Raw genomic sequence first — 25,879 nt, forward strand, 5'->3', positions numbered from 1 at the left:
AAACACCTTTTTTATTTATAATTTTAAGTTCTTCTTCAATGTCCAATATTTTTCTTGAGTATTTTCAAATGAAAATTCTACCCAGCCATTTGGATCTTCACGATATACATTTACTTTCTTACCATTTTCTAATTTTCCAACTTCATTTTGTGTAACATTTGGTACACTCTTAATTGGATTGTTAAACGGGAATGGAACTTGATAGTAAGATCCTACCGATTGAACTGTAGTTTTTGCATCTTTTGCATAATCTGTATAAGGAATCGCTTCACTTAATACTTCTACATTTAATGTATTAGGGTTTTTCGGTAGTCGTTTTGCATTTTTGTAATCTGCTTTATTAAAAGGCTTAATGCGTTCCATGATGTTAGCGATTTTTCCAGCCCATTCTGTATCTGTTGAATACATAACATTCATTGCTGGCAATGTGTAACCTTTGAAATATCTTGCACCATCTTCTAAGTAGTTCTTTTTTACATAATCAGCGTTATATGAAATACTTAGTCCGTAAGACGGTAAATATTTTGCATATGCAAATGGATCACGATCATATGCTCTTAAACCAAATAAATTATGTTTACGATATGCAATTTCTGATTTACCGTAACCAGATTCTAAGATTGCATGTGCAGCTAGGTATAGTGCGTTCACCCCATACTCATTTTGCGCTTTAATAAAGTCTTGTCCAATTCCAACTAACGGGCTATCTGGATGGAATCTTTGAATATAATTATCAATCTCTTGCGCAGTTACATTAGATGGTAACGTTACATCTAGATTGATATACGATGCCATAGCATTAAATAAAAATTGTGCATATTCTTCACGTGTTAAAACACTAGTTGGATTAAATGCACCTGCTCCGTTACCTGCTGTAATGCCGTTAGATTCTAATGCACTAACTGCATCATTTGCCCAATGCGTACTTGGTACATCATTAAACGTATGTTGGGCCTTTATTTTAAATTTAAAAGCATTCTGTATAATTACCGCCATCTCAGCACGAGTTAACGACTCTTTCGGTCTAAAAGTCCCTTTACCATCACCTACGAAAATCCCCATATCTGTTAGTGCCAAAATTTCTTCTTGGAACATTGTCGTTCCTGCACTAATATCAGAGTATGGATTTTTATAAGCGTTTTTTGCTTCTGGTTTTAATGCGCGATACATTAATGCTGCTACTTGCTCACGAGTTACAACATCTCCGAATCCGAATTTACCATTATCGTACCCTGCAATAACCCCTTTTGACGTTAAATCAGTAATCGCTTCGAATGACCAATGATTTTTCGGAACGTCTGGAAATTCTTTTGTAGATGCAAACGAAGTTGCTGGAGCCATCACTACTTGAAGTGCGACTGTCACTGCTAACACATTAGAAATAACTTTTTTCATAAATTTTTTAACACGTTATGTATATGCTTGTCCCGTGTTAACTTGCCTCCCTTTATCGTATAATTTTCCCTATTAAACTAACAAACTCTTAAATAGTCAACATTAAAAGTATACGTGATAAAAATAAACTAATCTACCATTATTTTATTCATAATCAGCATAATACGATATATCTTTTTATTCCGATACAAAATTAAATAAACTTACAAAAAAGCCCACCTCTATGTAGACGATGGGCTTAGCAATCAACATTATTATTTCGTTAAACGAGATTTTGAAACATCAAAGCCTTTCCACTCATAATAATCTAAAATCCCTGCATAAATTGCCTCAGCAGCTATTTGTCTTCCGGATTCTGAAGCTAACTTCTCATAATCCGTGCTATTATCTAAAAATGCTAGCTCCGTTAGTACTGCTGGCATCTCATTTTCTCTTAGAACATAAAAGTCTTCTGGTTTCACACCACGATCTCTTGTATCTAGAGCTTTAACTAATCTCTTTTGTATTTTATCAGCTAACATGTAACTTTCTTTTTCACGCTCAGTTAATTCTTTCTTTTCAGATCCTTTATAATAAAAAGTTTCTGTTCCATATCCATCATGTTTTTGAGAAGCATTTGCATGGATACTTACAAAAATATCTCCATTATGTTCTTTCGCGAAATCCACACGATTTTTAAGGTCTTCTCCTTGTTTTTCACCAAGACGAATATCTGTTTCACGCGTTAACATCGCACGGAATGGAGTATTCTTCTCTAGTAAACTTTGTAATCTTTTAGAAGTATCTAATACAATATCACTTTCATGTAATCCTTGCGTTGCCTTCCCAGGGTCTGTTCCTCCATGGCCAGGATCAATAATAATCACCTGTTCTACTAAAGGGTTACCTATTTTAAGCGAGTCTGACTTTGCAATAAACTTCGCTGCTTCTGCTTTCGTTACAGTTTTATTAGGTAACCACTCTGTTTTATTTACACCTTGTGAAATATCTAATTCTACTAAAATGTTGGCCTTATCTTTCCCCCAACTATCATGTAAATCTGCAAATTTTGTTTGTACTGGTTGTTTTACTTTTGCCTCTAATTTATATGCTTCAACAAGCATCGCTGCCATTGAAACTCGGTCAATTTTCCCAGTTGGATCGAATACGCCCGCTCCTTTCCCTTTAACAACGCCAGCTTTTTCTACGGCTGCGATGAATGGAGTATACCATTCATTTTGAGAATCACCGAAAGATGGTTTAGCATTTTTATCGATTCGTAAGTTTAAGATTTTAGCCATCATTGTAGCTGCTTCTGCACGAGTAATCTCTTTTCCAGGCTCGAACATTCCTTTCTCGTTACCTGTAACTGCGCCTTTTTCTGCTAAGTAGCTAATAGAATCTTCTGCCCAGTGCCCTGCTTGGACATCTGGAAACGTTTTTATTTGTGCGAAACTACTAGATGAATAAGATAATATACTAGCTGCGATTACTCCTGCTGCGATTATTCTATTTTTCATAGAATATATTCCCCTCTCAAGTACAATGTATTTATGTAACAGACTAATTATAGTTCTGAAAATTAGTAATAGTCAATTGTAATTTGTATAATTTTGTATTATTATTGTATTTTTTGTCATATTTAACTATAGTTAAAAACTATAAGGTTTTATAAGAGGAGAGATTCGTATGAGCAACAATTGGAAAGATATAGAACACCGTATTTACACGATGTGTATGATTCAGCGGAATAACGAAGTATTACTAATACAGCGCCCCGATCGTCTAGGTTTCCCTGGTTATATCGCTCCTGGCGGTAAAGTAGATTTCCCAGAAAGTATCGTTAAAGCTGCTAAACGAGAAGTAAAAGAAGAAACTGGATTACTTGTTTCAAATTTAAGTTTTAAGGGATTAGATGAATACGTAAATCCGAAAGAAAATGTTCGATATATGGTATTTAATTATTGGACAGACTCATTTGATGGTGAACTTCTTATGAACCCTCCTGAGGGCGAATTATTATGGGTACCAATTGATGAAGCACTAAATCTTCCTATGCAAGATTGGTTTAAAGAGAGATTCCCATTATTTTTTGAAAAAGGTACGTTTGAAATTCAACGCGTCTGGGACCGAGACTTAGATAAACAAGTTGCTATGACAATTACGCATATATAAAAAAAGCTTGGAATCTCTCCAAGCTTTTCTTACTTCTCCTCTAACTTCTTAATCTCATAATCAATTTCTAAAAACTCGATTCCGAATATCCACATTTTATGATTAGCTTCTAATATGTGATCCGTGTGCTCTTTTATAATAAAAGTCTCTGCTAACGGTAAACGTATTGTAAAGAAACGAGTATGTAAATAAATCCCCTCATCTCCCTTACCATTTTCTCTTAGCTTACTAGTAATAATTAAATCATTACTCTTATTACATAATTTCAAAACCCCCGTCATATTCGAATAGGGTAAAGGTAATGCAATATTCATATATGTCTCGTTCATATATGTATGCTTTGAGTAAAGAGCTACAAATATAGATTCTCCTGCTTCATTTTTTCTCAGCCAAGCCCTTACATTCTCTCTTCCATCCTTTGCATCTATTATCCCAATGATAGAGCCTTGCATCGTTTCCCACTTGCCGCCCATTCCTAAATGCACTTGTCCTACACGCTTACTCATTTTCTCATAACAAAATGCAACCGGGCGGAACCACCGAGCCCATTTAATATGCGATTGTAACTCATACTCTTTTGTATTTTCATAAAACCGAGTAATACTTAAAGGAATCTTCGCCATGTCTAATGCCTCACTATGAAAATCATTCATATTATCAACTAAACCTTTGTATTCCTTGCTATCTATTAAATGTCTGTTATGTAAAAATGCTTCCCCAACTATCGTATTTCCTCTTAACCTGCTCATTGGTTTCCCGTAGTATTTATAATTCGGAGCACTCTTTTCAATCATCCAGCCGACAAATGCCGGTAATGCTACTCCAACTCCGTTAACAACACCGTGAATCCAAACCATTTGAGCAATTGTAATCGTCATTACATGTTTCAAATTCCCATACGAGTATATAAGTGAAAACATAATTGTTACCATGAGTGTACTAGACGATATGACTAGGAGGATTTTTGCGTTGATAGCATTAAATTTCGTGCGCCAAACATAAATCCCATACCCATAAATCGCACATAAATATAGGAACACTGCAAAAAATTCAAATACCCTTGAGTACGTAATTCCAATCGCAACTGTCATCGGTGAAATGACTATAATAAACATAATTGCATCATATACTTTACTGCTCTTTTCTCTCTTCCGCCCTATTAAACCAGCTGATAATGGCAATAGAAACGCCGAATAATGAAAATGTGCAGCTGTGAGTAAAACAATGTCAGAGCTAAAATGCATAATTGAAAGTTTTGCTACTGAAGCAAAAAACCAAAAACCACCTAAAAACAAATAAATAAACGCACTATCGATAGCTGTCTCTTCTAACGGTTTCCATCCTCTTTCTAGTAATCTATTTATACCAAATAACGCAATGATCCCCGTATATACAAACCAAATTATCGCAAAGATATATTGATTTGTTACAAAAGCTAACATTGCACAAATCGCTGCTATCGGATATAAAAACGATACGGATTTATAAAATAATAAATACGATCCATTTCGTGCTCTTTTATCAATAATACAAAAAGACATCGGTATAAATAACAAAATAGACAATAAAATAATTGCTTCAACTGGGTTTACATTTGACCACTCACATATTAGAAAAACAATATAACAAGCAAGCCCAACTATTATATTTTTCATATCATTTATTTCCTTTCCACAAATGTTCCCTTATATGAAAATAGGGAACCCATTAACGGATTTCGTACTTGAACATGAATTCGAAAACATTGTAATTCGTCATCATAACTTTCAACAATTTTTGCCTCTCCGTATAAAAGTTTCGGTAAAGAGATTTTTCTTCTAAACATATAAAACCATTGTTTCTTCGAAGAAATATGCATTGCCCCTAACTCATCAATATGAAAATTTAATGTAGAGACGAGTATATGTGGTTCACCAAAATAATCTACAATTTCATTTTCGGTTTCATCCAACTGCATAACTGCATTAAAATATCTTTTCTTATTATGGAAATAGAAAGTACGATTCCACTTTACAATTTCTTTTCCATATTCATCTCGTTCAGCTGTATTATGTATTATAAATGGAACTCCCTCTCCCCGTTCTGAGAAAAACATTCGAAACTTCGATGCAATTTTTAATATTAATTTTACGAAAAAAGAACCACCGTAAATTTCATCCATCTTTCCTTCTCCAGTAAAGCTATTTTCTTCTGTAATCTCATAGCGTTTCTGTAATTTTGGATGAAGTCTTTTATAAGAATTCCCTAATAATCTTTCATAAATATTAGCCATACATTATCCCTTTCTCTTCCTCTTGCAATTTTTTGCACTTGGTAAATCAAAACTATTTATATAACCGACAATCGATAACCCCATTAGTAGAACGTTTAATGTAATTGGATTAAACGACTCTGTAAAGCTTGCGATATTCGTAAAGCCTGCCGCTATCGTTAAGGCTATTAACATAAAAATATGTACTATAAATACTTTTCTTTTTGGAAATGGCAACAGCCATATGACACCAAAAATAATTTCTAATATTCCGATTATTTTAAGTGCAAAAATACTATGTGCAGTTGAACCAATCATCACAGATAGCATTTTTACTTCTTCTGAATGAGTAAACACTAGTTTCGGTACTATTCCTTGATACATCCATACAAATGCAAATAAAAAACATACAATCCAATATGTCATCGTTCTTCTCATTAGCAACCTAGGATGAAGTCCTTTTTCTAACCATAATTTTAAAGCATCAAAACTCCAAGCAGTCGCCCAGCCTAATAACGGTCGAAAAATACATGAATCTATTACATTTCCTATACGACCATACCTCGTATCATAATCATATTGCGTCTCAAAATGAATGTATGTTTTACTCGGTGTATACTTCCAATAACCACGCCCTATTTGAATAAGAGATAATTTATTATCCGTCCAAAATTTTAAAGAAGAAATACGTTCTCCCGTTTCTTTTCTTATCTCACCTATCGATTCACCTTCTCCAGCTATTTCAAGTCCAAATCCGATTTTTGTTTTATATAAAAACTTCTGTGGTTCTCCTTCTTTTTTCTCTAAATATGAAATTTCAGAAAAGCGAGCATCCCATTCTGTATGTATATGTGGTTCTTGCGTGTATTCCCATAATTTCTCCATTGTTGTGTTCATTTCTGCCGAAACATAAATAGGCTTTTTCCCCTTCATTCTTCCACCTCCTATGTACTATAATTTTAATGTACATGCAATGAATTTATTTTGCTACTTTTTTCACAAACTTTTTCGTAAAGAGAAAGAATTTTTAAAATTTATATAAAACACTTGCTTCCCCGAAAAATTTAAATTATTATAAAACAAATGTTACCAACAACTTCATAAATCAAACACTCTCGCCTAAAACGTGAGATAGAGGTTGCGATACTTATGAGTATTCTAATGGAGACACAGAGAGGTCCATGAAATTAGATGAAAGGAAGTATTGCCGAAATCGATATATTTCTCTGTATTTATCGATTGGGGCTGTTTTCGAATAGAAACAGAACTGTCATATGTACAGACGTGTACGTATGAAGAGCTATCTACAAAAAAGAGATATCATTTTTATGGTATTCCTTTTTTGGCGGTTTTTTTATTAGCTCCGTTTTCTGTTTCCCTTTTCCTGTAACAGCACCATCCTCACTTATTTGAGATGGTGTTTTTTGTTTTTCTCTGGTAACTACAGGAATATTGGGATTTATATATGTCCTAATCTTTTCTTAAAAATGGATGAAAGAAGGAATTCGTAATGGAAACGATTGTACAAAAATTTGGTGGTACTTCTGTCGGAAGCGTTGAGCGCATTCAACATGTAGCCAATTTAATTATTGAAGAATATGAACGAGGACATAGTATCGTCACTGTCGTTTCAGCAATGGGAAAAAGTACAGATGAACTTGTCTCACTTGCTAACGCGATTACAGAAAATCCGAGTAAACGCGAAATGGATATGCTTCTATCAACAGGAGAGCAAGTGACTATTTCATTATTAACGATGGCACTACAAGCGAAAGGTTATAACGCGATTTCATTAACAGGATGGCAAGCTGGTATTACGACAGAATCTGTACATAGTAGTGCACGGATTACTGAAATTAATACGGATCGAATTCAGTCTTATCTTACTAAAGGCACGATTGTTATTGTAGCTGGGTTCCAAGGAATCAGTGAAGATCATGAAATTACGACACTCGGACGCGGTGGTTCTGATACGACCGCTGTCGCATTAGCAGCAGCATTAAACGCAAAAAAATGTGATATTTACACAGATGTGACCGGCGTATATACGACGGATCCACGAGTTGTAAAAGATGCTTACAAATTAGATGAAATTTCTTATGACGAAATGTTAGAACTTGCAAACCTCGGTGCTGGTGTATTACATCCACGTGCTGTTGAATTTGCTAAAAATCATAATGTCATTTTAGAAGTTCGCTCAAGTATGGAACAAGAAAACGGAACAATTGTAAAAGGAGAATGTAACATGGAACAACAATCAATCGTTAAAGGTATTGCATTTGAAGATAATATTACACGTGTCACAATTAAAGGACTAGAACAAGGCTCGCTTTCCACTGTTTTCTCTACATTAGCAGCAGCACATATTAATGTAGACATCATCATTCAAAGTATTACAAATGAAGGAACTGTGCATCTCTCCTTCTCCATCCACTCTAATGATTTAAGAGAAACATTAGAAGTGTTGGAACAAAACCAAGAAGCACTTCACTATGTATCAGTAGAACATGAAAACCATTTAGCAAAAGTATCAATTGTAGGATCTGGTATGGTCTCTAATCCAGGTGTTGCTGCAAATATGTTCACTACTTTAAAAGAAGAAGATATTCATATTAAAATGGTAAGTACATCAGAAATTAAAGTTTCTGTCGTTATTGACCGCCTTCATTTAGTAACAGGTGTTGAGGCGCTGCATCAATCATTTATGGCGAAAATCGAGCCTTTAGTGCAGATGAGTTAATTTCCACTCGTAAACGTAAAACAAATTATATGAATCTATTTCCTTCCTATATAAATAGAAAGCTGTTTGCATTGTATAGCGTGACGAGAAATTTATTTACATTAAAATAAAGTCATTCTATTCAACAATCGGGCCATTTAATGGCGTACAGACTAGAAATATTTTGTGAGGAAGTCGCGGTATTGTTTGTTAGCAAGATACTATATGACATACTTAATAACAGCTTGTCACATTTCCCTATACCGTGGCAAGCTGTTTCTGTTTGGAAGGAATTTGTAACCTTTTAATAGTATACTTATGGAGATGACCAGATAATACATTTTTACATATAAGGAGATACAGAGAATGACAAAAAACAAATTACTCAGAATGGACAATGTCAGCATCGTTGTAGAATCCCTTGATGACGCAATCTCTTTCTTCGAAGAGATTGGTTTGAAACTCGAAGGGAGAGCCACTGTCGAAGGTGAATGGGCTGGTCGCGTAACCGGACTCGGTTCCCAGTGCGTAGAGATTGCTATGTTGGTTACGCCAGATGGCCACAGCCGGATTGAACTTTCGCGATTTCTTTCCCCGCCCGCTATAGCAGATCACCGGACAGCACCTGTCAACGCCCTCGGTTATTTGCGCGTCATGTTCACCGTTGAAGACATTGACGAAATGGTATCTAGGCTTACTACTAAGCATGGTGCTCAGCTCGTTGGCGAAGTAGTTCAATACGAGAACTCATACCGTCTCTGCTATATTCGTGGAACCGAAGGCATTTTAATCGGTTTAGCGGAAGAACTCAGTTACAAGTAAGTGATGTATTATAAATTAAACCACTATATTTTTAACCACGTCCTAACTTTAGAACGTGGTTATACTTGTTTGAGCTTTTAAAAATATATTCTCATTTTACATATAGATTTCAAGACACTATTCAAATCGTTCTTTAACATATTACCAACATCTATAAATCATTATAAAATAATTTGGTTAGTCATTTTATCCTTTCCTAGGAAATATAACTAACTCTTCTCATTTTATATCTTATCGCTCTTTTCCATGAAAAAACGATCTATATTCATTCAAAATAACTTTCTTCACATCCGAGTAAAATACCATCATGAATAGTGCAACTCCTAATAAAATCTCTTGAACTCCTTCATAATCAATGAAAGCACTTAAAATTAGCAAACCGCATCCGATATAAAAACCAAATCCATTTCCTTTCTCAAAATCCTCATCTTCTGCATCACTATGTATTTTCTTTTTGAAATCTTGATTCCCTTTTATCAACACGTCTAGCGTAACGTTATACATTTCACTCAATAAAATCAAATTTTCAATATCAGGGCAACTTTTATCATTTTCCCATTTATATACCGCTTGCCTCGTTATACCAATCTTTTTAGCAACATCCTCTTGCGAAAATCCTTTTGACTCTCGTAGTTTTTTTCACTGTTCTCCTAAGCTCATAACGTCCCCTCCTTTAACAAATTATTACACAAAAAGAGATATAGAAGAAAGAAACCATTAGTAAAATTCACTGTAAACCATTCGTTTACACAATAAAAAAGAGAGGATAACTTTTTGAGCTACCCTCTCTCATTTCTATTAAAACAGATGAATGTTTTCTTTCTTGCAAGCTTCACGTAAATCATCAGGCCATACAGAAGATTGCACTTCACCGATATGTGCTTTACGTAAGAAGTACATGCACATTCTTGATTGTCCAATACCACCACCAATTGTTAATGGTAGTACATCTTCTAATATACCTTTATGGAAATCATACTCACGTTTAAAGTCATCACCAGTTTTCGTTAACTGCTCATCAAGTGATTTACTATCAACACGAATTCCCATTGATGATAATTCGAACGAAGCTTGTAGTACTGGGTGCCAGAATAGAATATCACCGTTTAATTTCCAATCATCATAATCAGCTGCGCGTCCGTCATGCTTTTCACCTGAACGAAGTGCATCACCAATTCCGATAATGAAAACGGCACCGTGTTCTTTCGCAATTGCATGTTCACGATCTTTCGGTGTTAATTCTGGATATTTATCTTCTAGTTCTTGGGAAGTAACGAACACGATTTCTTCTGGTAAATACTTTCCAAGAAACGGATATTTTTCAAATAAGTGATCTTCTAAATCTTTGAATATTCCATAAATTGTTTGTACTGTTTGTTGTAAGTAATCTACAGTACGCCATTCTTTTTGAACGATTTTTTCCCAATCCCATTGGTCAACGTAAATGGAATGTGTTGCATCAAGTTCTTCATCACGACGGATTGCGTTCATGTTTGTATATAAACCTTCACCAGCTTCATAGCCGTATTCATGTAATGCGAATCTTTTCCACTTCGCTAGTGAATGAACAATTTCTAATTCTTCTCCTGAATGTAACATATCAAATTCAATTGGACGTTCTACACCGTTTAGGTGATCGTTTAATCCTGATTTTTTCGTTACGAATAATGGTGCAGATACGCGGAATAGTTCAAGGCGTTTTGCTAACTGGTCCTCGAAAAATGTTTTAACTTCCTTAATTGCAATTTGAGTCTCTCTTACTGTCATTAATGATTGATACATGGTGGTTTCCTCCTAAAATGTTTGGATGTTGTGAAAAGAAGCCAACAAAAAAAGCCCTTCTTTCCCAAAAAACTGGGACGAAAGGCTTTGGTTCCGCGGTACCACCCAAATTAGCAACAGAGGTTGCTCACTTATACAATACGGAGATGAAAATATCTCGATACTGTTCTTCTTGTAACGGCGAAGTTCCCGGCTAAGTCTACTTTCCTATAAAGGATTTCGGTTAGCAACTCCAGGAGGTTCTTCATAATAGGCTTCGTATCAGGCTCACACCACCCCTGACTCGCTTAGACTACGTCCTACTACTACTCGTCCTTTCATAGTCGTTTTGTTGTCACATCTCTGAAACATTTTATTAATGATTATTCTATACAAAAAATAAAGAAAGTCAACAAAAAGTTTTAAAATATTTTTCAATTCTTTATTTTACGGCTTTATTGATTGTTTCCAATATAACTTCTTTACTTCTTTTGCCTAGACATTCCAAAAAACGTCTCACTAACTGAAACTAACATATATACAACGATTAATGTAATCGTTCGAAATATAGAATCCGCAGTATTTCGTATTATTTTCATTTTCTTTTTAATTCCTTTCAGTTTACGTGCAAATTCATGATATACTATAGCATTCAAGCAGTTTTTTTACTTAAAGCAAACATAGTCATTTATAAAGAGTATTTTCTAAATCATTGACTATTATTAGATTAGATTTTTATATAACGGAGTGATCATATGAGTAAAACGAAAGCAAAACCGAAAAAAGGTGTAGGACAAGGTACAGGAAGTAAAGGGTGGAACCGTTGGCAATCAAGCGCAAAGAAAAAGCAAGCTGCAAAGCCATACAAAAGTAAAGGTACAAAGAAATAATCTAAATAACATTTGATTTCTTTACTTTGTACAAAACAAAATATAATTATTACAACAAAAAAGCTATGCCCTCATACATTTTGAAGGCATAGCTTTTTTGTATTATATCATTAAAATATCTCGTATTTCTTCCTCCGTAATCGATGACAATTTCTCTTCTCCCGGTTCAATCACTTCAGCGATTAAATTTTTCTTACTCTCTTGCAGTTCATGCATTTTTTCCTCAATTGTTCCGTGTGCTACTAATTTAATAACTTGTACTGTATTTTTTTGTCCCATTCGATACGCCCTATCAGCCGCTTGTTGTTCAACAGCTGGATTCCACCATAAATCATATAATATTACCGTATCTGCACCAGTTAAATTAAGTCCAGTACCGCCAGCTTTCAAGGAAATAAGAAATAGATCGCCCTCTCCTTCGTTAAACCGATTACATAGCTCTACTCGTTCTTGCGAAGGTGTATTTCCGTCTAAATAAAAGTATGGAATCGCTTGACGATTTAACTCACGACCAATAATGGACAGCATCTTCGTAAATTGAGAAAAGATTAAAATCCTCTTGCCAGTACTTCTACATTCCTCTAGTATGTCTAGCAGTTGCTCAAATTTAGCGGAACTCCCCTTGTAATCATCAACGAATAACGCGGGATGATTACAAATTTGTCTCAACCTCGTTAAGCCAGCTAATATTTTAATTTTATTTTTACGTAACGTATCTTTATCTAAATGCTTTAACGTTTCTTCCCTTAACTTCGCTAAATAAGCAGCATATAGTCTCTTTTGATCTGGTAATAATTCCGATGACTGTAAGTGCTCTATTTTATCTGGAAGCTCCTGTAATACGTCCCCTTTTAATCGTCTTAATACGAAAGGTTTTACGCGCTTCGCAATATCTTCACGCCTTAAATCACCAAATTCCTTTCTTCCTGGTAATAATTCTGGAAATACGACATGAAAGATAGACCATAGTTCTTCTAATGAATTTTCTACAGGCGTTCCCGTTAGTCCGAAACGATATTCAGCTTGAATTGTTTTCACTGCTCTTGCAGTTTGCGTTGTATGATTTTTAAACGCCTGTGCTTCATCAAGAAATAGTGTATGAAACGGCCTCGCATACGATCTTATATCTCTTCTCAGTAATGGATATGACGTAATTACGACATCAAATTCCGCTACATCTTTTAGGATTTTCCGCCGCTCTGTCTGATTTCCATCTGCAATAACTGCTCTAATGTGCGGGGCGAATTTTTTCAATTCACTAAACCAATTATAAACAAGCGAGGACGGTGAAACGACTAATATAGGTAGCTTCTTCTCTCGAATTTCAGGAAAAACAGAATCTATATAAGCAATACTTTGCAGCGTTTTTCCAAGTCCCATATCATCTGCTAAAATACCGCCAAAACGGTAATAGGCGAGCGTTTTCATCCACTCAAATCCGTATACTTGATACTCTCTCATTACAGCATTTAAAGTTTGTGGCACCGTAAACTTTAATTTTTTCGGATTTTGAATGCTTTCCACTAAATCTTGAACAGATTCATCTAAACTTAAAACATTACCTTCGTGAAGTCCGTTCATCCATTTTACACTCCGAATAAGCGGAACGTTCACTTCTTCCCCATGTAAAAATTCTTTTCGAATACCTGATTCTTTTACAAACTGATTAATTTCATTAAACTCTTTGCTCTCTAGTGATAATAAAGAACCATTCGCTAATCGGTAATATTTGCGTTTCTCTTCAAGAGCAACTAATACACCTTTAATTTCCGCTTCCGGTATTCCTTTTATATCAAAACGAAATGACAACCAATCAATTCTTTCTTTTCTTCTCACCCTAATAAGAGGAGCTGTATCCCCTTTATGAATTCGTAATTTGATTGCTGTCGTCGCATAAATATCAACTAAACCTTTTAACGTTGGAACGACATGATATAAAAAGTTATACTCAGCCTCTTCATTATGTATAAAATAACCACCTTCTGTTTTCGCGAAGGCACTTTCACTCATAATGTCTAAAATTTCTTTTTCCTTTTTCTCATCACGATTAAAAACAGACGGCTGTCCGTCCTCTTCTAGCGGATTAATCACGACGTTTCCATAATGAAATTCGAGACCTGCTAACAAACGATTTTTCACTCGATCTAAATATAGTTTTGCTTTTAGCGACGGCGTTTCAACACGATCTGATATTACTTCATCAATGCGCACTGTTCCAAGCTTCATTAATCCAGGGACAACTTTCGCTACGAAATGTTCCATCTTAGTTTCAGGAATATAAAACTGATTGCTATTTGAGCGACTCATCATCTTTTGTAGTTCAATAAGTCGCATACAATCTTCCATAGGTAAATGATATAATTTCCCATCGTAAAGAGCGTTGTTATACATCTCCATAACTTGAACACGATTTAGGCCGGCTATATGAAGTGTAAACCCGCCATTATTCCCTTTCGTGAACTCAAAATGTAATGGCAATAAACCTTTTGAAATTTGTAAGCCATGAAACAGTTGCTCATTTTGTTTCAGCTGTACATACTCGGCTCTAGAAAGTGAAGAGAGCATATCATTCCACGAAGCTGGCGGTATAAATATCATACTTTCATCTTGTTTCGCATGTACTTCTAGTGCATCTTCATACATTTTTTCGTTATGATATATTTTAATGAGTTGTTGTATAATCGCGTCTGTTTCTTGTTTAAAACTGTGTACATCTGGCGTGTATACAAATTCATTGGAACAATGAAAAGTTTCTCTTTTCTCCACTTTAGAAAGAAATTCTCTAATATGATTTATGAAATACACTTTGGCAAGTTTCAATTGAATTCCAAGAAGAGCCCCACCGCTTTTCGTCGCTACTGGTGAACATATAAACTCCACATCTAATATTTCACGTGTATCAAAACGATGTTGTTTACTTTTTGGTCTCAGTGGTTTGTCTGCAAACAGCTGAAACATCCCGTTTGTTAATTGATCATTGCTGCTACTAACAGAGCCCATTCCACCCGTTTGCTGGTTATAATTTATTTGTATCAATACAGCTGCAACATGTTGACAGTACGTTTGGAAAGATGCTAACGAAGGACAACTACATCTCGCAACAACATCACCTTTCTTAGCTTTTTCTACTGTAACATGAAAATCCTCATTCCCTTTTACCGTCGCCTCACAAATTTCTTTCGTTTCATCATAATGATTCACGATTACTTTATTTGCTTTATAATAAGCTTCGCCTCTTTTATATGAGGTCTCTCCGCATACTTCTTTTATAATCGATTTATTTAATGTAAAACTCATTGTTTTGACACCTCTTTAATGTAAAACCATTTTCTCTTACTTAACATTTTACATGCTCTACGAGAAAATATAAAATGTTGATTTAACAAAAAAAGATGCTTATTTATAAGCATCTTCTTCACTCTATCTCCATCAACCTCTTCGCCTCAAAATACAACACTTGAATAAACTTCTTCGTATTAATTCGCGTATGACCAGAAGATGCGAGTTCATCTTTCGTCATTTCTGTCATCCGTTTTCTAACTACAGTGAAATCAAAAAACTTCGGAGCATAACTTTCAAATTTCGGATTTGAAAAGTCTGTTAGTCCAAGAGAAGCTAAATGGTTCAATGATTGATAAATCGCTCTTCTTACACGTTGTTCAGATGCTTTTCTCTCCTTCTCTATATCTGCCTCTGAAGCTAGTTCCCCTAATTTTTTCAGTGTAATTTGGTGAAAAATATCTTTCAACGCAGGAAATCCAAATTCAAACGTTTGCGCCTTTTCTTGTCCATTTAAATATTCCAGCATACTAAGTAAATCTTTACTTCCGTTCTCTCCCGCAATACCGAGTTCTGATAGTAAGAAGCGTCCTGAATCTGATATCTTTTTCCCTTCTTGCACTGCTTCACTACGCATTTGCGGCTTTTCCCACTGAAACACATTATTTAATGATTTTTGAATGTCATATATAGAACGTTCCAAACGAATACGTTCTATCACTTTTCGTACAACAGATACTACTTCTATTTTGTTTAGTGGTTTTGTAATATAATATTCCACACCAAGTGTATATGCCTCACCAATGAGCTGTTTCGATTCAACTTGGGAAATCATAATAATTTTCCCAGTAAATGAAGATGCTATATGGCGAACTGTTTCAATGCCATCTCTCATCGGCATTAGTAAATCAATAAATAAAATATCCACTTTTTTATAATTTAGCTGTTCTGCTTCAATAAACGCTCCATCTTCCGATTCTCCGATTACTTCTCCGAGATCGCCATCCTCAATAATTTGCGAAAGCATCGAACGGAAAACTTCATCATCATCTACAATATAATAAAACAAATCTATTCCCCTTCCCGCTTTAAACTGCACTCCGGTAAATAAACGATAAACTTACACCCTTTTCCAGTTTCATTGTCTTCTAACCTTACTTCTCCGCCGAGCTCTGTTACCATTTCATATATGTAAGAAAGTCCAATACCTGTGGACGGTGTTCCCGTTTGATCATACTTTGAAGTAAACCCGGGTTTAAATACTAATTTCTTATACTTTTGTGCAATACCAGGGCCATCGTCAATTACTACAAAGATTACATGTTGATCCCGTTTATATAACTTAATATTAATGAGACCTCTATCTTCAATTGCTTCAACTGCATTGGCGACTAAGTTATTAAAGATTGATAGCACTGTATACACGTGATATGCAGCGTGCTCACCTTCTATATGTTTAGAAAAACGTATATCTTTCTCTAGCATTTCAGCATACTTTTCATTTATTCTTACAATCATTTCTGTAAGCTCATGTCCTTCTACATACTCAGCCACATTTTTATCTAATAACAGTTTAGATAATCCTGCAAAAATCCTTTGATTATCCTTTTTTATTTCATGCACTTCTCCTGCTATTTTCAATGCTGTTTTACCATTCGAATTATCGCTTACTTGTAAATTCCGATATAATTGATACGCTTCTTGTGTAATTAATTCTGCATTTTGTAACGTTTTTTTCAAATGAACAGATTCTACATATAAATTGGACAAGTGCATTAACATTTTTTCATTTTCTTTTCGTACTTGTGATTCTTTTAATTTCGTTTCATATAAATTCATCATATTTAAAAAGCCAAGTGCAAAAAAACTACGGAAAATAGCAATAATAATAAGTTTATTTACTTCAGAAACTGTTATCGTTGTACCGAGCACTACCATATGATATATCGCTAGTTCTGACATACTTGCGATAATTTCAATTGTAATTCCAAGGCACCCAATAACAATTGGCTTCTGATGAAACTTATTCACTCTACAAAACGAAAAAAGACTTCCATAAATAAAATAATAAAAGAACACAGGATAACGCAAATAAAATGATTCTGTCATATGAAATGAACCTTGCATAATCCAGTCAAGACATACGCGAAATAAAACGACACATATACCGACAAGAATACCTGCAGCTACTGCTGGTATTCTTCTTAAAAATAATAATAAAAAGAAGAATAACGGCGTCCCAAAGCTAACGCGAAACGTATCGTTAAAAGGATGAAAATTAAGCTCTCCAGCAATCGGAACAACAACCATTAATATAATTAAAAGAGATATATCTTTCTTCCATAATTGATTCCAATTCAAAGGTGCCACTTCCTATACTCTTTTTTCAGTAATAAAAGTGAAAGCCCGCTTATATTATAAACGGGCTTTATTTCTATATTCTAACCTTTTCTACCGCTTTTATTTGGCGATACTCAGGCTCCCAGATTGCTTCTTTCACTGCAATCTTGATATCGTTATCACTTAAGTTCTCTCTAGCAACGCCTTCTGCAACAGCAACTTTCGCTACTTCAATTGCTACCATTTCGGAGATATTACGTAGCTCTTCAACTTCTGGCAAGATAGGTGCTCCTGGTTGACTTGTATCTACCATACTTGCAACTGCTTCAGCTGCTGCTGCGAACATTCCGTCCGTCATGATGCTTGCACGTACTACAATTGTTCCAAGTCCAAGCCCTGGGAAAATAAGTGCATTATTTGATTGTCCAATCACATACGTTACACCGTTGTATGTAACTGGTTCAAACGGACTTCCTGTTGCAACTAATGCTCTGCCTTCTGTCCACTGGATTAAATCAACTGGTTTTGCTTCAGCAAGTGGCGTCGGATTCGACATTGGTAAAATGATTGGTCTTTCTACGTGGGAAGCCATTTCTTTAATAATCTCTTCTTTAAATGCGCCTGCAACAGTTGATGTACCAATTAAAATTGTAGGTTTCACATGCTTCACAACTTCAGCAAGTCCGATTACATCATTTTGCTTCCACTCACTTACTTCCGCTTCTTTTCTTGCATACGGAATTTGGAAATCAAGAAGATCTTCCATGTTATCTGTAACTAACCCGTTACGATCAATACACCAGAAACGCTTATATGATTCCTCTTCTGATACACCTACGCGAACCATCGCATCTCTAACTTGATCTGCGATACCGATTCCAGCCGTACCAGCACCAAACACAACAACGCGATGTTCACTTAACGGTACACCAGAAGCTTTTACTGCTGATAATACAGCAGCAAGCGAAACTGCACCTGTTCCTTGAATATCATCGTTAAACGTACACACGTCATGGCGATATTTATCTAAAATTTTTCGTGCGTTACGAGAACTGAAATCTTCCCAATGCAGAAGTGCTTTCGGGAATTGTTTATTTACTGCTTGAACAAATGTATCAATAAATTCATCGTAAGCTTCACCTGTTATACGAGGGTGACGATTTCCAATATAAAATGGATTGTCTAATAATTCTTCACGATTTGTACCTACATCTAAAATTACCGGTAATACGCGGCTAGGATCGATTCCAACTGCGGCTGTATAAACAGCTAATTTTCCGATTGCGATGTTAATACCACCAACGCCCCAGTCACCAATTCCTAATATACCTTCTCCATCTGTTACAACGACTAAATCAATATTTTCTGCTGTTGCACCGATATTGGCGAACGCTTCTTCAATACCTGACGGATCGTTAATTGATAAATACACACCACGTGGTTTACGATATTCATGACTATATCTTTGAATCGCTACACCAACAGTTGGTGTATATACGATTGGTAACATTTCGCGTAAATGATCTGTTAAAATACGATAAAATAATACTTCATTTCGATCATGTAACGCTGTTAAGTATACATTCTTTAATAAATCATCCGGCTGAGAACAAAATTGTTCGTATGCTCGGCGTGCTTGTTCTTCCAATGTTAAAACTGCTGGCGGTAATAACCCTTTTAAACCTAATTCTTCTCTTTCTTCTTGCGTGAAAGCGACCCCTTTATTTAAAAGTGGTGTTGATAATACTTCTACTCCTCTTAATGTCGTTTCTAATGAACCATTAGAAGCTACTGTAAACTTGCTCATAACATCCCTACCTCTATTCATATATAGCATTTCTATATTGTAAACAAAAAAGAGGGGCTTGTCCCCCCTCTTTTTTTAATTTTTCTTTAAAAGAGTTGCTCCTGCAATCCCTGGGTGTGTCATTTCGAATGGATCTAGAATTAATTCTAAGTCTTCTTGTGACAGTACACCATTTTTCACACAAAGTTCTCGAACGGATTGCCCAGTCGCGATTGCTTCTTTCGCAACGCGAGCTGCTGCTTCATAACCGATATGAGGGTTCACGGCTGTAATAATTCCTACACTCTTCTCAACATACTCTTTTAAGCGATCTTCATTCGCTTCAATTCCTTTTAAGCAATTATCTGTAAAGGCACGGAAACCGTTATTCATAATGCTAATTGATTGAAGTAAGTTGAAAACTAGTACTGGTTCCATAACGTTTAATTCTAATTGACCTGCTTCTGAAGCAAGACAAATTGTATGGTCGTTACCAATTACTTGGAACGCAATTTGATTAATTACCTCTGGCATAACAGGGTTTACTTTCCCTGGCATAATAGATGAACCTGGTTGACGAGCTGGTAACATAATTTCTGCTAAACCAACACGTGGACCTGATGCCATTAAGCGAAGATCATTCGCAATTTTAGACATATTCATCATACATACTTTAAGTGCTGCAGATACTTCTGTGTATGCATCCGTATTTTGCGTCGCATCTACTAAGTCTTCTGCACCAACAAGTGGTAGTTCACTAATTGCAGCTAAATGTTTTACAACTGCTTCAATATATTCTGGATCTGCATTTAAGCCTGTACCAACTGCAGTTGCCCCCATGTTCACTTCATATAAGTGTTGACGTGATTGCTGAATTCGTTTCATATCACGTTCAAGTACGCGAGAGTACGCTTTAAATTCTTGTCCAAGACGAATTGGCACAGCGTCTTGTAAATGTGTACGACCCATTTTAATCACATGATCGAACTGTTCTGCTTTTAATTCAAATACATCATGCATATAACCCATCGTTTGTAATAAACCTTCTAATGCGTTTAATGTTGCGATATGAATCGCTGTTGGGAATGCATCGTTTGTTGATTGTGCCATGTTTACATGACTATTTGGACTAATATAATGATAGTCTCCCTTTTCCATTCCTAATAATTCAAGAGCACGATTGGCAATGACTTCATTTGCATTCATGTTCATTGAAGTACCTGCACCGCCTTGGATTGGATCTACGATGAAATGATCATGCCATTTTCCATCAAGAATTTCTTGAGCAGCTTCTGCGATCGCGCCGCCCTTATTCAATTCCAATCTTCCTACATCTGTATTCGCAAGTGCTGCAGCTTTTTTTACAACTGCGAACGCTCTAATTAAACCTTCATGGATTTTGTATCCTGTAATTGGGAAGTTTTCAACTGCACGCATTGTTTGCACGCCGTAGTATGCATAGTTTGGTACTTCTTTTTCACCTAAAAAATCTTTTTCAATTCGAACACCATTTTTAACTTCAGTTAATGTTGCCATGATTATTCACTCCTTAACGATTTCTTATGCTGCTTTTGTTTCTTTGACTGTTTCTACATATTGTTTTGCTTTCTCATTATCGAATTCGCCTTCCCACTTCGACATAACAATGGCCGCTAATGCATTTCCTAATACATTGACAGATGAGCGAATCATATCTAAAATGCGGTCAATTCCCGCAATTAACGCGATACCTTCTAGTGGTAACCCCATTGAACCTAACGTTGCTAATACAACAACGAACGATGCACCTGGAACTCCCGCCATACCCTTGGATGTTAACATGAGAACGAATAATAACGTTATTTGCTCTGTCAGTGACATGTGCACACCGTACATTTGTGCAACAAACAATGCCGCTAACGCTTGATAAATAGCCGATCCAGTCAAGTTAAATGTATAACCTGTCGGAATAACGAAAGAGGCAACTGCCTTTGGACAACCGAACTCTTCCATTTTTCTCATTATATTAGGTAAAACAGCTTCTGAACTTGCTGTCGTAAATGAAAGAATAAGTTCTTCTTTTAAAATTTTTATTAACGTAAAAATGTTTACGCCAACCATTCGAGCATTAATACCTAATACAATCACAACGAATAGTATAACAGTTACGTATACAGCTAGCACTAGTTTTCCTAAAGGAAGTAGTGTTGCTACACCAAATTTCGCAACGGTAACAGCAATTAATGCGAATACACCAAATGGTGCAAATTTCATAACTTGATTGGTGACCCAAAACATCGCTTCGAGTACACCCTCAAAAAAGTTAAAGACAGGCTTTCCTTTGTCTCCAATTGCCGCAACTCCTAAACCAAATAACACGGAGAAGAATATAATCGGTAATAAGTCACCTTGTGAGATAGATTCAAATACGTTTTTCGGTACGATATGAACAATCGTTTCAGCAAAACCTTTCTTCTCTGTAGCATCTGCTGTTTGTTTATAAGAAGAAATATCGCTTTGCTGTAAGTTACTCATATCAACGCCAGTACCTGGTTGGAATATATTTGCCGCAAGTAATCCCATTAAAATAGCAATTGTCGTAATAATTTCGAAATAAAGAATTGTCTTCCCGCCTAGTTTCCCAAGCTTCTTCATATCACCTACACCAGCTACGGCAACAATTAATGCTGAAATAACAATCGGTACTACAATCATTTTAATTAAGTGAATAAATATATCCCCAATTGGTGTGATATAAGAAATCGCCGTTTTATTACCATAGAAGATTGCCCCTACTACAATCCCTAAAACAAGTGCAACAAAAATTTGTGTCGCCAATCCGAATTTTTTCATTTATGTTCATCCCCTTTTATGCGAACGCTTTCATTTCGTATTTATAAAAGCTTACTCACACATCATATAAGTGAACCTACAAAATCATACAAAAACCTACAAGTTCGTCACAAAAAATTCGAAAATTTTTCTTTTCTTTTTCATTGACACCTTTTTATTAAAAAGAGATAAAATATACTTGATAAGTAATCAGATTGTTTCGTATAATCAAAAAGATATATACTTACAACAAATTGAAATGAAAAGGAGTGGATAGTATGAAAAATTATGTACAAAAATTCGTCTTATCTTCTTCTTTTCTTTTTCATTTTCATTTTCTTAAAAAGGAACAAAGGCATTCGCCTTTGTTCCTTTTTTATTGCGATCTATATAGGGGGAAATTGTTATGAGGCCATATAAAAGAGTCTTAATTAAATTAAGCGGCGGTGCACTTGCCGATCAAACCGGAAATAGCTTTAACTCCAAACGATTAGAACATATCGCAAACGAAATTTTATCCATTGTAGATTTAGGTATTGAGGTATCTATCGTCATTGGAGGCGGGAACATTTTTAGAGGTCATTTAGCTGAAGAATGGGGAATTGATCGTGTAGAAGCTGATAATATCGGTACGTTAGGTACAATCATTAATAGCTTAATGCTACGCGGCGTTTTAACAAGTAAAACCAATAAAGAAGTTCGCGTTATGACTTCCATCCCATTTAATGCTGTCGCTGAACCATACATTCGCCTACGTGCAGTCCACCATTTAGATAACGGTTATATCGTTATTTTTGGAGGCGGGAACGGGCAACCATTCGTTACCACAGATTATCCAAGTGTTCAAAGGGCTATTGAAATGAATAGTGACGCAATATTAGTTGCAAAACAAGGAGTAGATGGTGTCTTTACCAGTGATCCAAAACATAATAAAGCAGCGAAAATGTACAGAAAACTAAATTATAACGATGTTGTTAGGCAAAACATACAAGTAATGGACCAAGCAGCTTTACTGCTTGCCCGGGACTACAACTTACCAGCACACGTCTTTAACTTTGATGAGCCTGGAGTTATGAAAAGAATTTGTTTAGGTGAGCATGTAGGGACTTTGATTAATGATGATGCTTCATTGCTTGTGCATGAAAAATAGTTATTTCTCATAAAAAAGGGTGTCTATAAAAGACACCCTTTTTCATTAACCTTTACAAATAAAAATCAGCCAATCCGGCTAACTTCTCCTTACAACGCTCCCAAAATGATAACTTCTCAAAAAATTTTTTCGTCATTTCTTTTGAATCATGAAAATCTTGCGCTAATGCCTCGTTCACTTCTGATACGATAGTTCCACCATGAATATATAAATTCATCTCATCATTTATATAGAAGCTACGAGCTGTAAAATTTGTAGTACCGATAACGGTTAATTCATTATCAATTAACATTAACTTCCCATGAAACATCCCTTTTTTATAACCATATACTTTAATTCCATTATTAACAGCTTGACGAATATACGGATATGCTGCCTCTTTAATAAGAGGAATATCTGGTTTATATGACCACAGTATTTTTACAGTAACTCCACGTTTTTGTGCCGTGATTAAAGCGTTCATTAACTCTTTATTTTTCGCTATAAAATACGGCGTCGTAATGACAACCGAATGCTTCGCTTGGTTTATTAACTCAACATATTTTTCAGCAACGTAATGCCCATTGTAACTAGTCATCGTATATAACGTGTTCCCTTTACTAGCTTTGTTCGTACTTCTCTTTATATGTTCTTTCGTATCTCGTTTCCAATCTAAAGCAAATTGTTCTTCTAAATCTTTTGCTCCTTCTCCTTTAAGCCGCACATGATAGTCACGCCAATATCCAAATCGCTTATCTTTTCCTAAGTACTCATCTCCTATATTAAAACCACCTGTATATCCAATCTCTCCATCAATTGTCGTAATACGGCGATGATTACGGTGATGTAGTGAATAAAATCCAAATGGCAATTCCGGTTTTCTACTATATGTAAAATGAACACCACTTTCCCGCAATTCATTTATCATCTTTCTTTCAAATGATAAATCATTAATACGATCAACTGATAAATAGACGTTTACTCCTTCTTTTGCCTTCTCTTTTAATAAGTTTAAAAAAGTATGGCTACTTTTATCATCCGACAAAATAAAAAAATACGTGTAAATAGATTGCTTTGCTTCTTTGATGTCGGTAAATAACTGTTTATAAAACGCCTTCCCTTTTACATATAATTGAAAGTCACTATAATGCGGAGCGTACTCTGTCGGCATATTCTTCCCAGCTTCCATTTTTCTTCCGAGTGTAACGTCAATTTGCATCCAAATTAATATAAAAATAAACATAGCCATAATAATAGAAATAACTCGCAATATTTTTTTAATCATCTTAATTTCCTTCCGCTCGTTTTCTTTCCACCTTTCTATTTTGTCATTCCAATTTAGATTTCATGCTTCATACAAAAAAGGATGTGACTTAACGTCACACCCTTTTTATATTAAACAAAGTTCCTCGCATCATTATTTCTTCCAAACTTATAAATCGCAATTAAGAAGAATGCAATTGCAAAGGCAAATAAAATTAAAATATTTAAATACAACTCCGAGAACGGGATTCCTTGTTGTAGTTTCGATACTGTATCTAACAACCAGCGCTGCGGAAGAAAATTAGCTACTGTTTGTACTGCATTTGGCATAATGTCGTACGGGAAATAACATCCAGCAAGCAAACATGTTGGTACTATCACTAAATTTTGCATTGCATTTGAAGCAGCTGAACTTTTTGAGAACGACACAATGACTAATGATAAACCAATTGCAATTAAAGCGAATATCATAAGCACAGCAATCATTACTATGAAAGGCATATTAATATTTGTATGAAAAACATTCGTCATAAATAGTACCGCAATGACAATTTGCAATGTTAATATCATCATATTTACCGCGACGTTTGACAATATAAATTTCTTTCCGTCAATTGGTGTTGATAATAATCTAAAGTACGTTCTATTCTCTTTTTCTTTTAAAATAAATCCTGATAAGTTCACTGCTGAAAACAGCATAAACATAATAAGATAACCCATCGTTTGGTTTGTCATATCTTTATTTTTCGAAGTATCTTCTAGCGTCTCCGTTTGCATTTTAAATGAACTTTTTTGATACCCTGCGTACATATTATCAAATGCACTTTGATCTGTTCCTGCTACTTTACTAATAGCTGCTACATTATCTATATAGTTGTATAAATATGATTTTATAAACCCCGTTACTTGATCACCTTTAATCGATGCAATTTCAATATGATCTGGTTTTCCTTCTCGAACACTTTTTGAAAAACCAGAAGCTAATGTAATAACTCCATCAAGTTTTTTGGAAGTGAGTTTATCCTCTACTTCAGACTCCTTAACCTTACTCACATTCACATGATTTAACCCTTCTAAAAACTTTATCGTATCGTTTGCTATCGGCTCATTTTCTTTATTTACAATCCCGATATTTAACGTTCCTTGCCCTGCATTTCCGTATATCGAAAAAGAGATGAGCGTCCCGATTATTGGCAAACTAATAATAATGAATAACCCTTTTTTATTTTTCAAAAGTACAGATAATGTTTTTTGTATGAGCCATAAAATATCTTTCATA

General features: G+C 35.2%; 19 protein-coding genes, 1 pseudogene, 1 riboswitch and 1 other annotated feature. Of the genes and pseudogenes, 5 read left to right on the forward strand and 15 right to left on the reverse strand.

The window, feature by feature from the left end:
- Window positions 1–15: 15 nt before the first annotated feature.
- Together DN390_RS02610 and DN390_RS02615 are read right to left on the reverse strand one after the other, a co-directional pair.
- A complete protein-coding gene (locus DN390_RS02610) occupies window positions 16–1,395 on the reverse strand; it encodes an S-layer homology domain-containing protein (protein WP_060630361.1) in 1,380 nt (459 codons plus the stop codon).
- Window positions 1,396–1,649: 254 nt separating this feature from the next.
- Window positions 1,650–2,894: an N-acetylmuramoyl-L-alanine amidase gene (locus tag DN390_RS02615; protein ID WP_147806512.1), complete on the reverse strand. Its 1,245-nt coding sequence runs from the start codon at window positions 2,892–2,894 to the stop codon at window positions 1,650–1,652.
- A 169-nt stretch (window positions 2,895–3,063) separates the two neighbouring features.
- On the opposite strand from DN390_RS02615, the gene DN390_RS02620 reads away from it, so the two are divergent.
- Window positions 3,064–3,549: an 8-oxo-dGTP diphosphatase gene (locus DN390_RS02620; protein WP_147806513.1), complete on the forward strand. Its 486-nt coding sequence runs from the start codon at window positions 3,064–3,066 to the stop codon at window positions 3,547–3,549.
- A gap of 29 nt (window positions 3,550–3,578) precedes the next feature.
- On the opposite strand, the gene DN390_RS02625 is transcribed toward DN390_RS02620, so the two are convergent.
- From DN390_RS02625 to DN390_RS02635, 3 genes are read right to left on the reverse strand one after another with little or no spacing between them, the layout of a single operon-like run.
- Window positions 3,579–5,204, reverse strand: coding sequence for a YndJ family protein (locus tag DN390_RS02625; protein ID WP_147806514.1), 1,626 nt, complete (start codon window positions 5,202–5,204; stop codon window positions 3,579–3,581).
- Window positions 5,205–5,209: 5 nt separating this feature from the next.
- A complete protein-coding gene (locus DN390_RS02630; protein ID WP_147806515.1) occupies window positions 5,210–5,821 on the reverse strand; it encodes a DUF4166 domain-containing protein in 612 nt (203 codons plus the stop codon).
- Between the two features lie 3 nt (window positions 5,822–5,824).
- Window positions 5,825–6,733, reverse strand: coding sequence for a DoxX-like family protein (locus DN390_RS02635; protein WP_147806516.1), 909 nt, complete (start codon window positions 6,731–6,733; stop codon window positions 5,825–5,827).
- A 191-nt stretch (window positions 6,734–6,924) separates the two neighbouring features.
- Window positions 6,925–7,111, forward strand: a riboswitch (Lysine riboswitch).
- Between the two features lie 199 nt (window positions 7,112–7,310).
- Between DN390_RS02635 and DN390_RS02645 the strand changes: the two genes are divergently transcribed.
- Both DN390_RS02645 and DN390_RS02650 read left to right on the forward strand, forming a co-directional pair.
- The gene (locus DN390_RS02645; RefSeq protein ID WP_097951453.1) at window positions 7,311–8,540 is read left to right on the forward strand and encodes an aspartate kinase; all 1,230 of its coding nucleotides are present in this window, start codon (window positions 7,311–7,313) and stop codon (window positions 8,538–8,540) included.
- A gap of 345 nt (window positions 8,541–8,885) precedes the next feature.
- Window positions 8,886–9,341, forward strand: coding sequence for a VOC family protein (locus DN390_RS02650; RefSeq protein ID WP_147806517.1), 456 nt, complete (start codon window positions 8,886–8,888; stop codon window positions 9,339–9,341).
- Between the two features lie 231 nt (window positions 9,342–9,572).
- Here DN390_RS02650 and DN390_RS02655 read toward each other — a convergent pair.
- Together DN390_RS02655 and asnA are read right to left on the reverse strand one after the other, a co-directional pair.
- A pseudogene (locus tag DN390_RS02655) lies at window positions 9,573–10,001 on the reverse strand (helix-turn-helix domain-containing protein).
- 138 nt (window positions 10,002–10,139) lie between these two features.
- Window positions 10,140–11,123: an aspartate--ammonia ligase gene (gene asnA / locus DN390_RS02660; RefSeq protein WP_063222639.1), complete on the reverse strand. Its 984-nt coding sequence runs from the start codon at window positions 11,121–11,123 to the stop codon at window positions 10,140–10,142.
- Between the two features lie 70 nt (window positions 11,124–11,193).
- Window positions 11,194–11,453: a binding site (T-box leader), on the reverse strand.
- Between the two features lie 404 nt (window positions 11,454–11,857).
- Here asnA and DN390_RS02665 point away from each other — a divergent pair.
- The gene (locus DN390_RS02665) at window positions 11,858–11,992 is read left to right on the forward strand and encodes a DUF3934 domain-containing protein (protein ID WP_063222638.1); all 135 of its coding nucleotides are present in this window, start codon (window positions 11,858–11,860) and stop codon (window positions 11,990–11,992) included.
- Window positions 11,993–12,094: 102 nt separating this feature from the next.
- Here the strand turns inward: DN390_RS02665 and DN390_RS02670 are convergent, their stop codons facing one another.
- The 6 genes from DN390_RS02670 to DN390_RS02695 form a co-directional block, all read right to left on the reverse strand.
- A complete protein-coding gene (locus DN390_RS02670; protein WP_147806518.1) occupies window positions 12,095–15,289 on the reverse strand; it encodes a DEAD/DEAH box helicase in 3,195 nt (1,064 codons plus the stop codon).
- A 118-nt stretch (window positions 15,290–15,407) separates the two neighbouring features.
- Window positions 15,408–16,340: a response regulator gene (locus DN390_RS02675; RefSeq protein WP_098288523.1), complete on the reverse strand. Its 933-nt coding sequence runs from the start codon at window positions 16,338–16,340 to the stop codon at window positions 15,408–15,410.
- Window positions 16,341–16,342: 2 nt separating this feature from the next.
- Window positions 16,343–17,641, reverse strand: a complete 1,299-nt coding sequence (locus tag DN390_RS02680; protein WP_179955731.1) for a sensor histidine kinase — start codon at window positions 17,639–17,641, stop codon at window positions 16,343–16,345.
- Window positions 17,642–17,705: 64 nt separating this feature from the next.
- Window positions 17,706–19,418, reverse strand: a complete 1,713-nt coding sequence (malS, locus tag DN390_RS02685; protein ID WP_147806520.1) for an oxaloacetate-decarboxylating malate dehydrogenase — start codon at window positions 19,416–19,418, stop codon at window positions 17,706–17,708.
- Window positions 19,419–19,493: 75 nt separating this feature from the next.
- On the reverse strand, window positions 19,494–20,933 hold the full coding sequence (gene aspA / locus DN390_RS02690) for an aspartate ammonia-lyase (RefSeq protein WP_000224205.1): 1,440 nt from the start codon (window positions 20,931–20,933) through the stop codon (window positions 19,494–19,496).
- A 24-nt stretch (window positions 20,934–20,957) separates the two neighbouring features.
- Complete coding sequence (locus DN390_RS02695; protein WP_097951389.1) at window positions 20,958–22,229, reverse strand: cation:dicarboxylate symporter family transporter; 1,272 nt, start codon at window positions 22,227–22,229, stop codon at window positions 20,958–20,960.
- A 385-nt stretch (window positions 22,230–22,614) separates the two neighbouring features.
- Between DN390_RS02695 and pyrH the strand changes: the two genes are divergently transcribed.
- Window positions 22,615–23,358, forward strand: a complete 744-nt coding sequence (gene pyrH, locus DN390_RS02705; protein ID WP_147806521.1) for a UMP kinase — start codon at window positions 22,615–22,617, stop codon at window positions 23,356–23,358.
- 52 nt (window positions 23,359–23,410) lie between these two features.
- Here the strand turns inward: pyrH and cls are convergent, their stop codons facing one another.
- Window positions 23,411–24,622 carry a cardiolipin synthase gene (gene cls / locus DN390_RS02710; RefSeq protein ID WP_147806522.1) on the reverse strand — a complete coding sequence of 404 codons (1,212 nt, stop codon included), beginning with the start codon at window positions 24,620–24,622 and terminating at the stop codon, window positions 23,411–23,413.
- Window positions 24,623–24,732: 110 nt separating this feature from the next.
- Entirely contained in the window at window positions 24,733–25,878 is a 1,146-nt protein-coding gene (locus DN390_RS02715; protein ID WP_147806523.1) for an ABC transporter permease, read from the reverse strand.
- Window position 25,879: the final 1 nt, after the last annotated feature.

Origin of the sequence: Bacillus sp. SH7-1 (assembly GCF_008042405.1) — a bacterium.
Lineage (GTDB): Bacteria > Bacillota > Bacilli > Bacillales > Bacillaceae_G > Bacillus_A > Bacillus_A thuringiensis_N.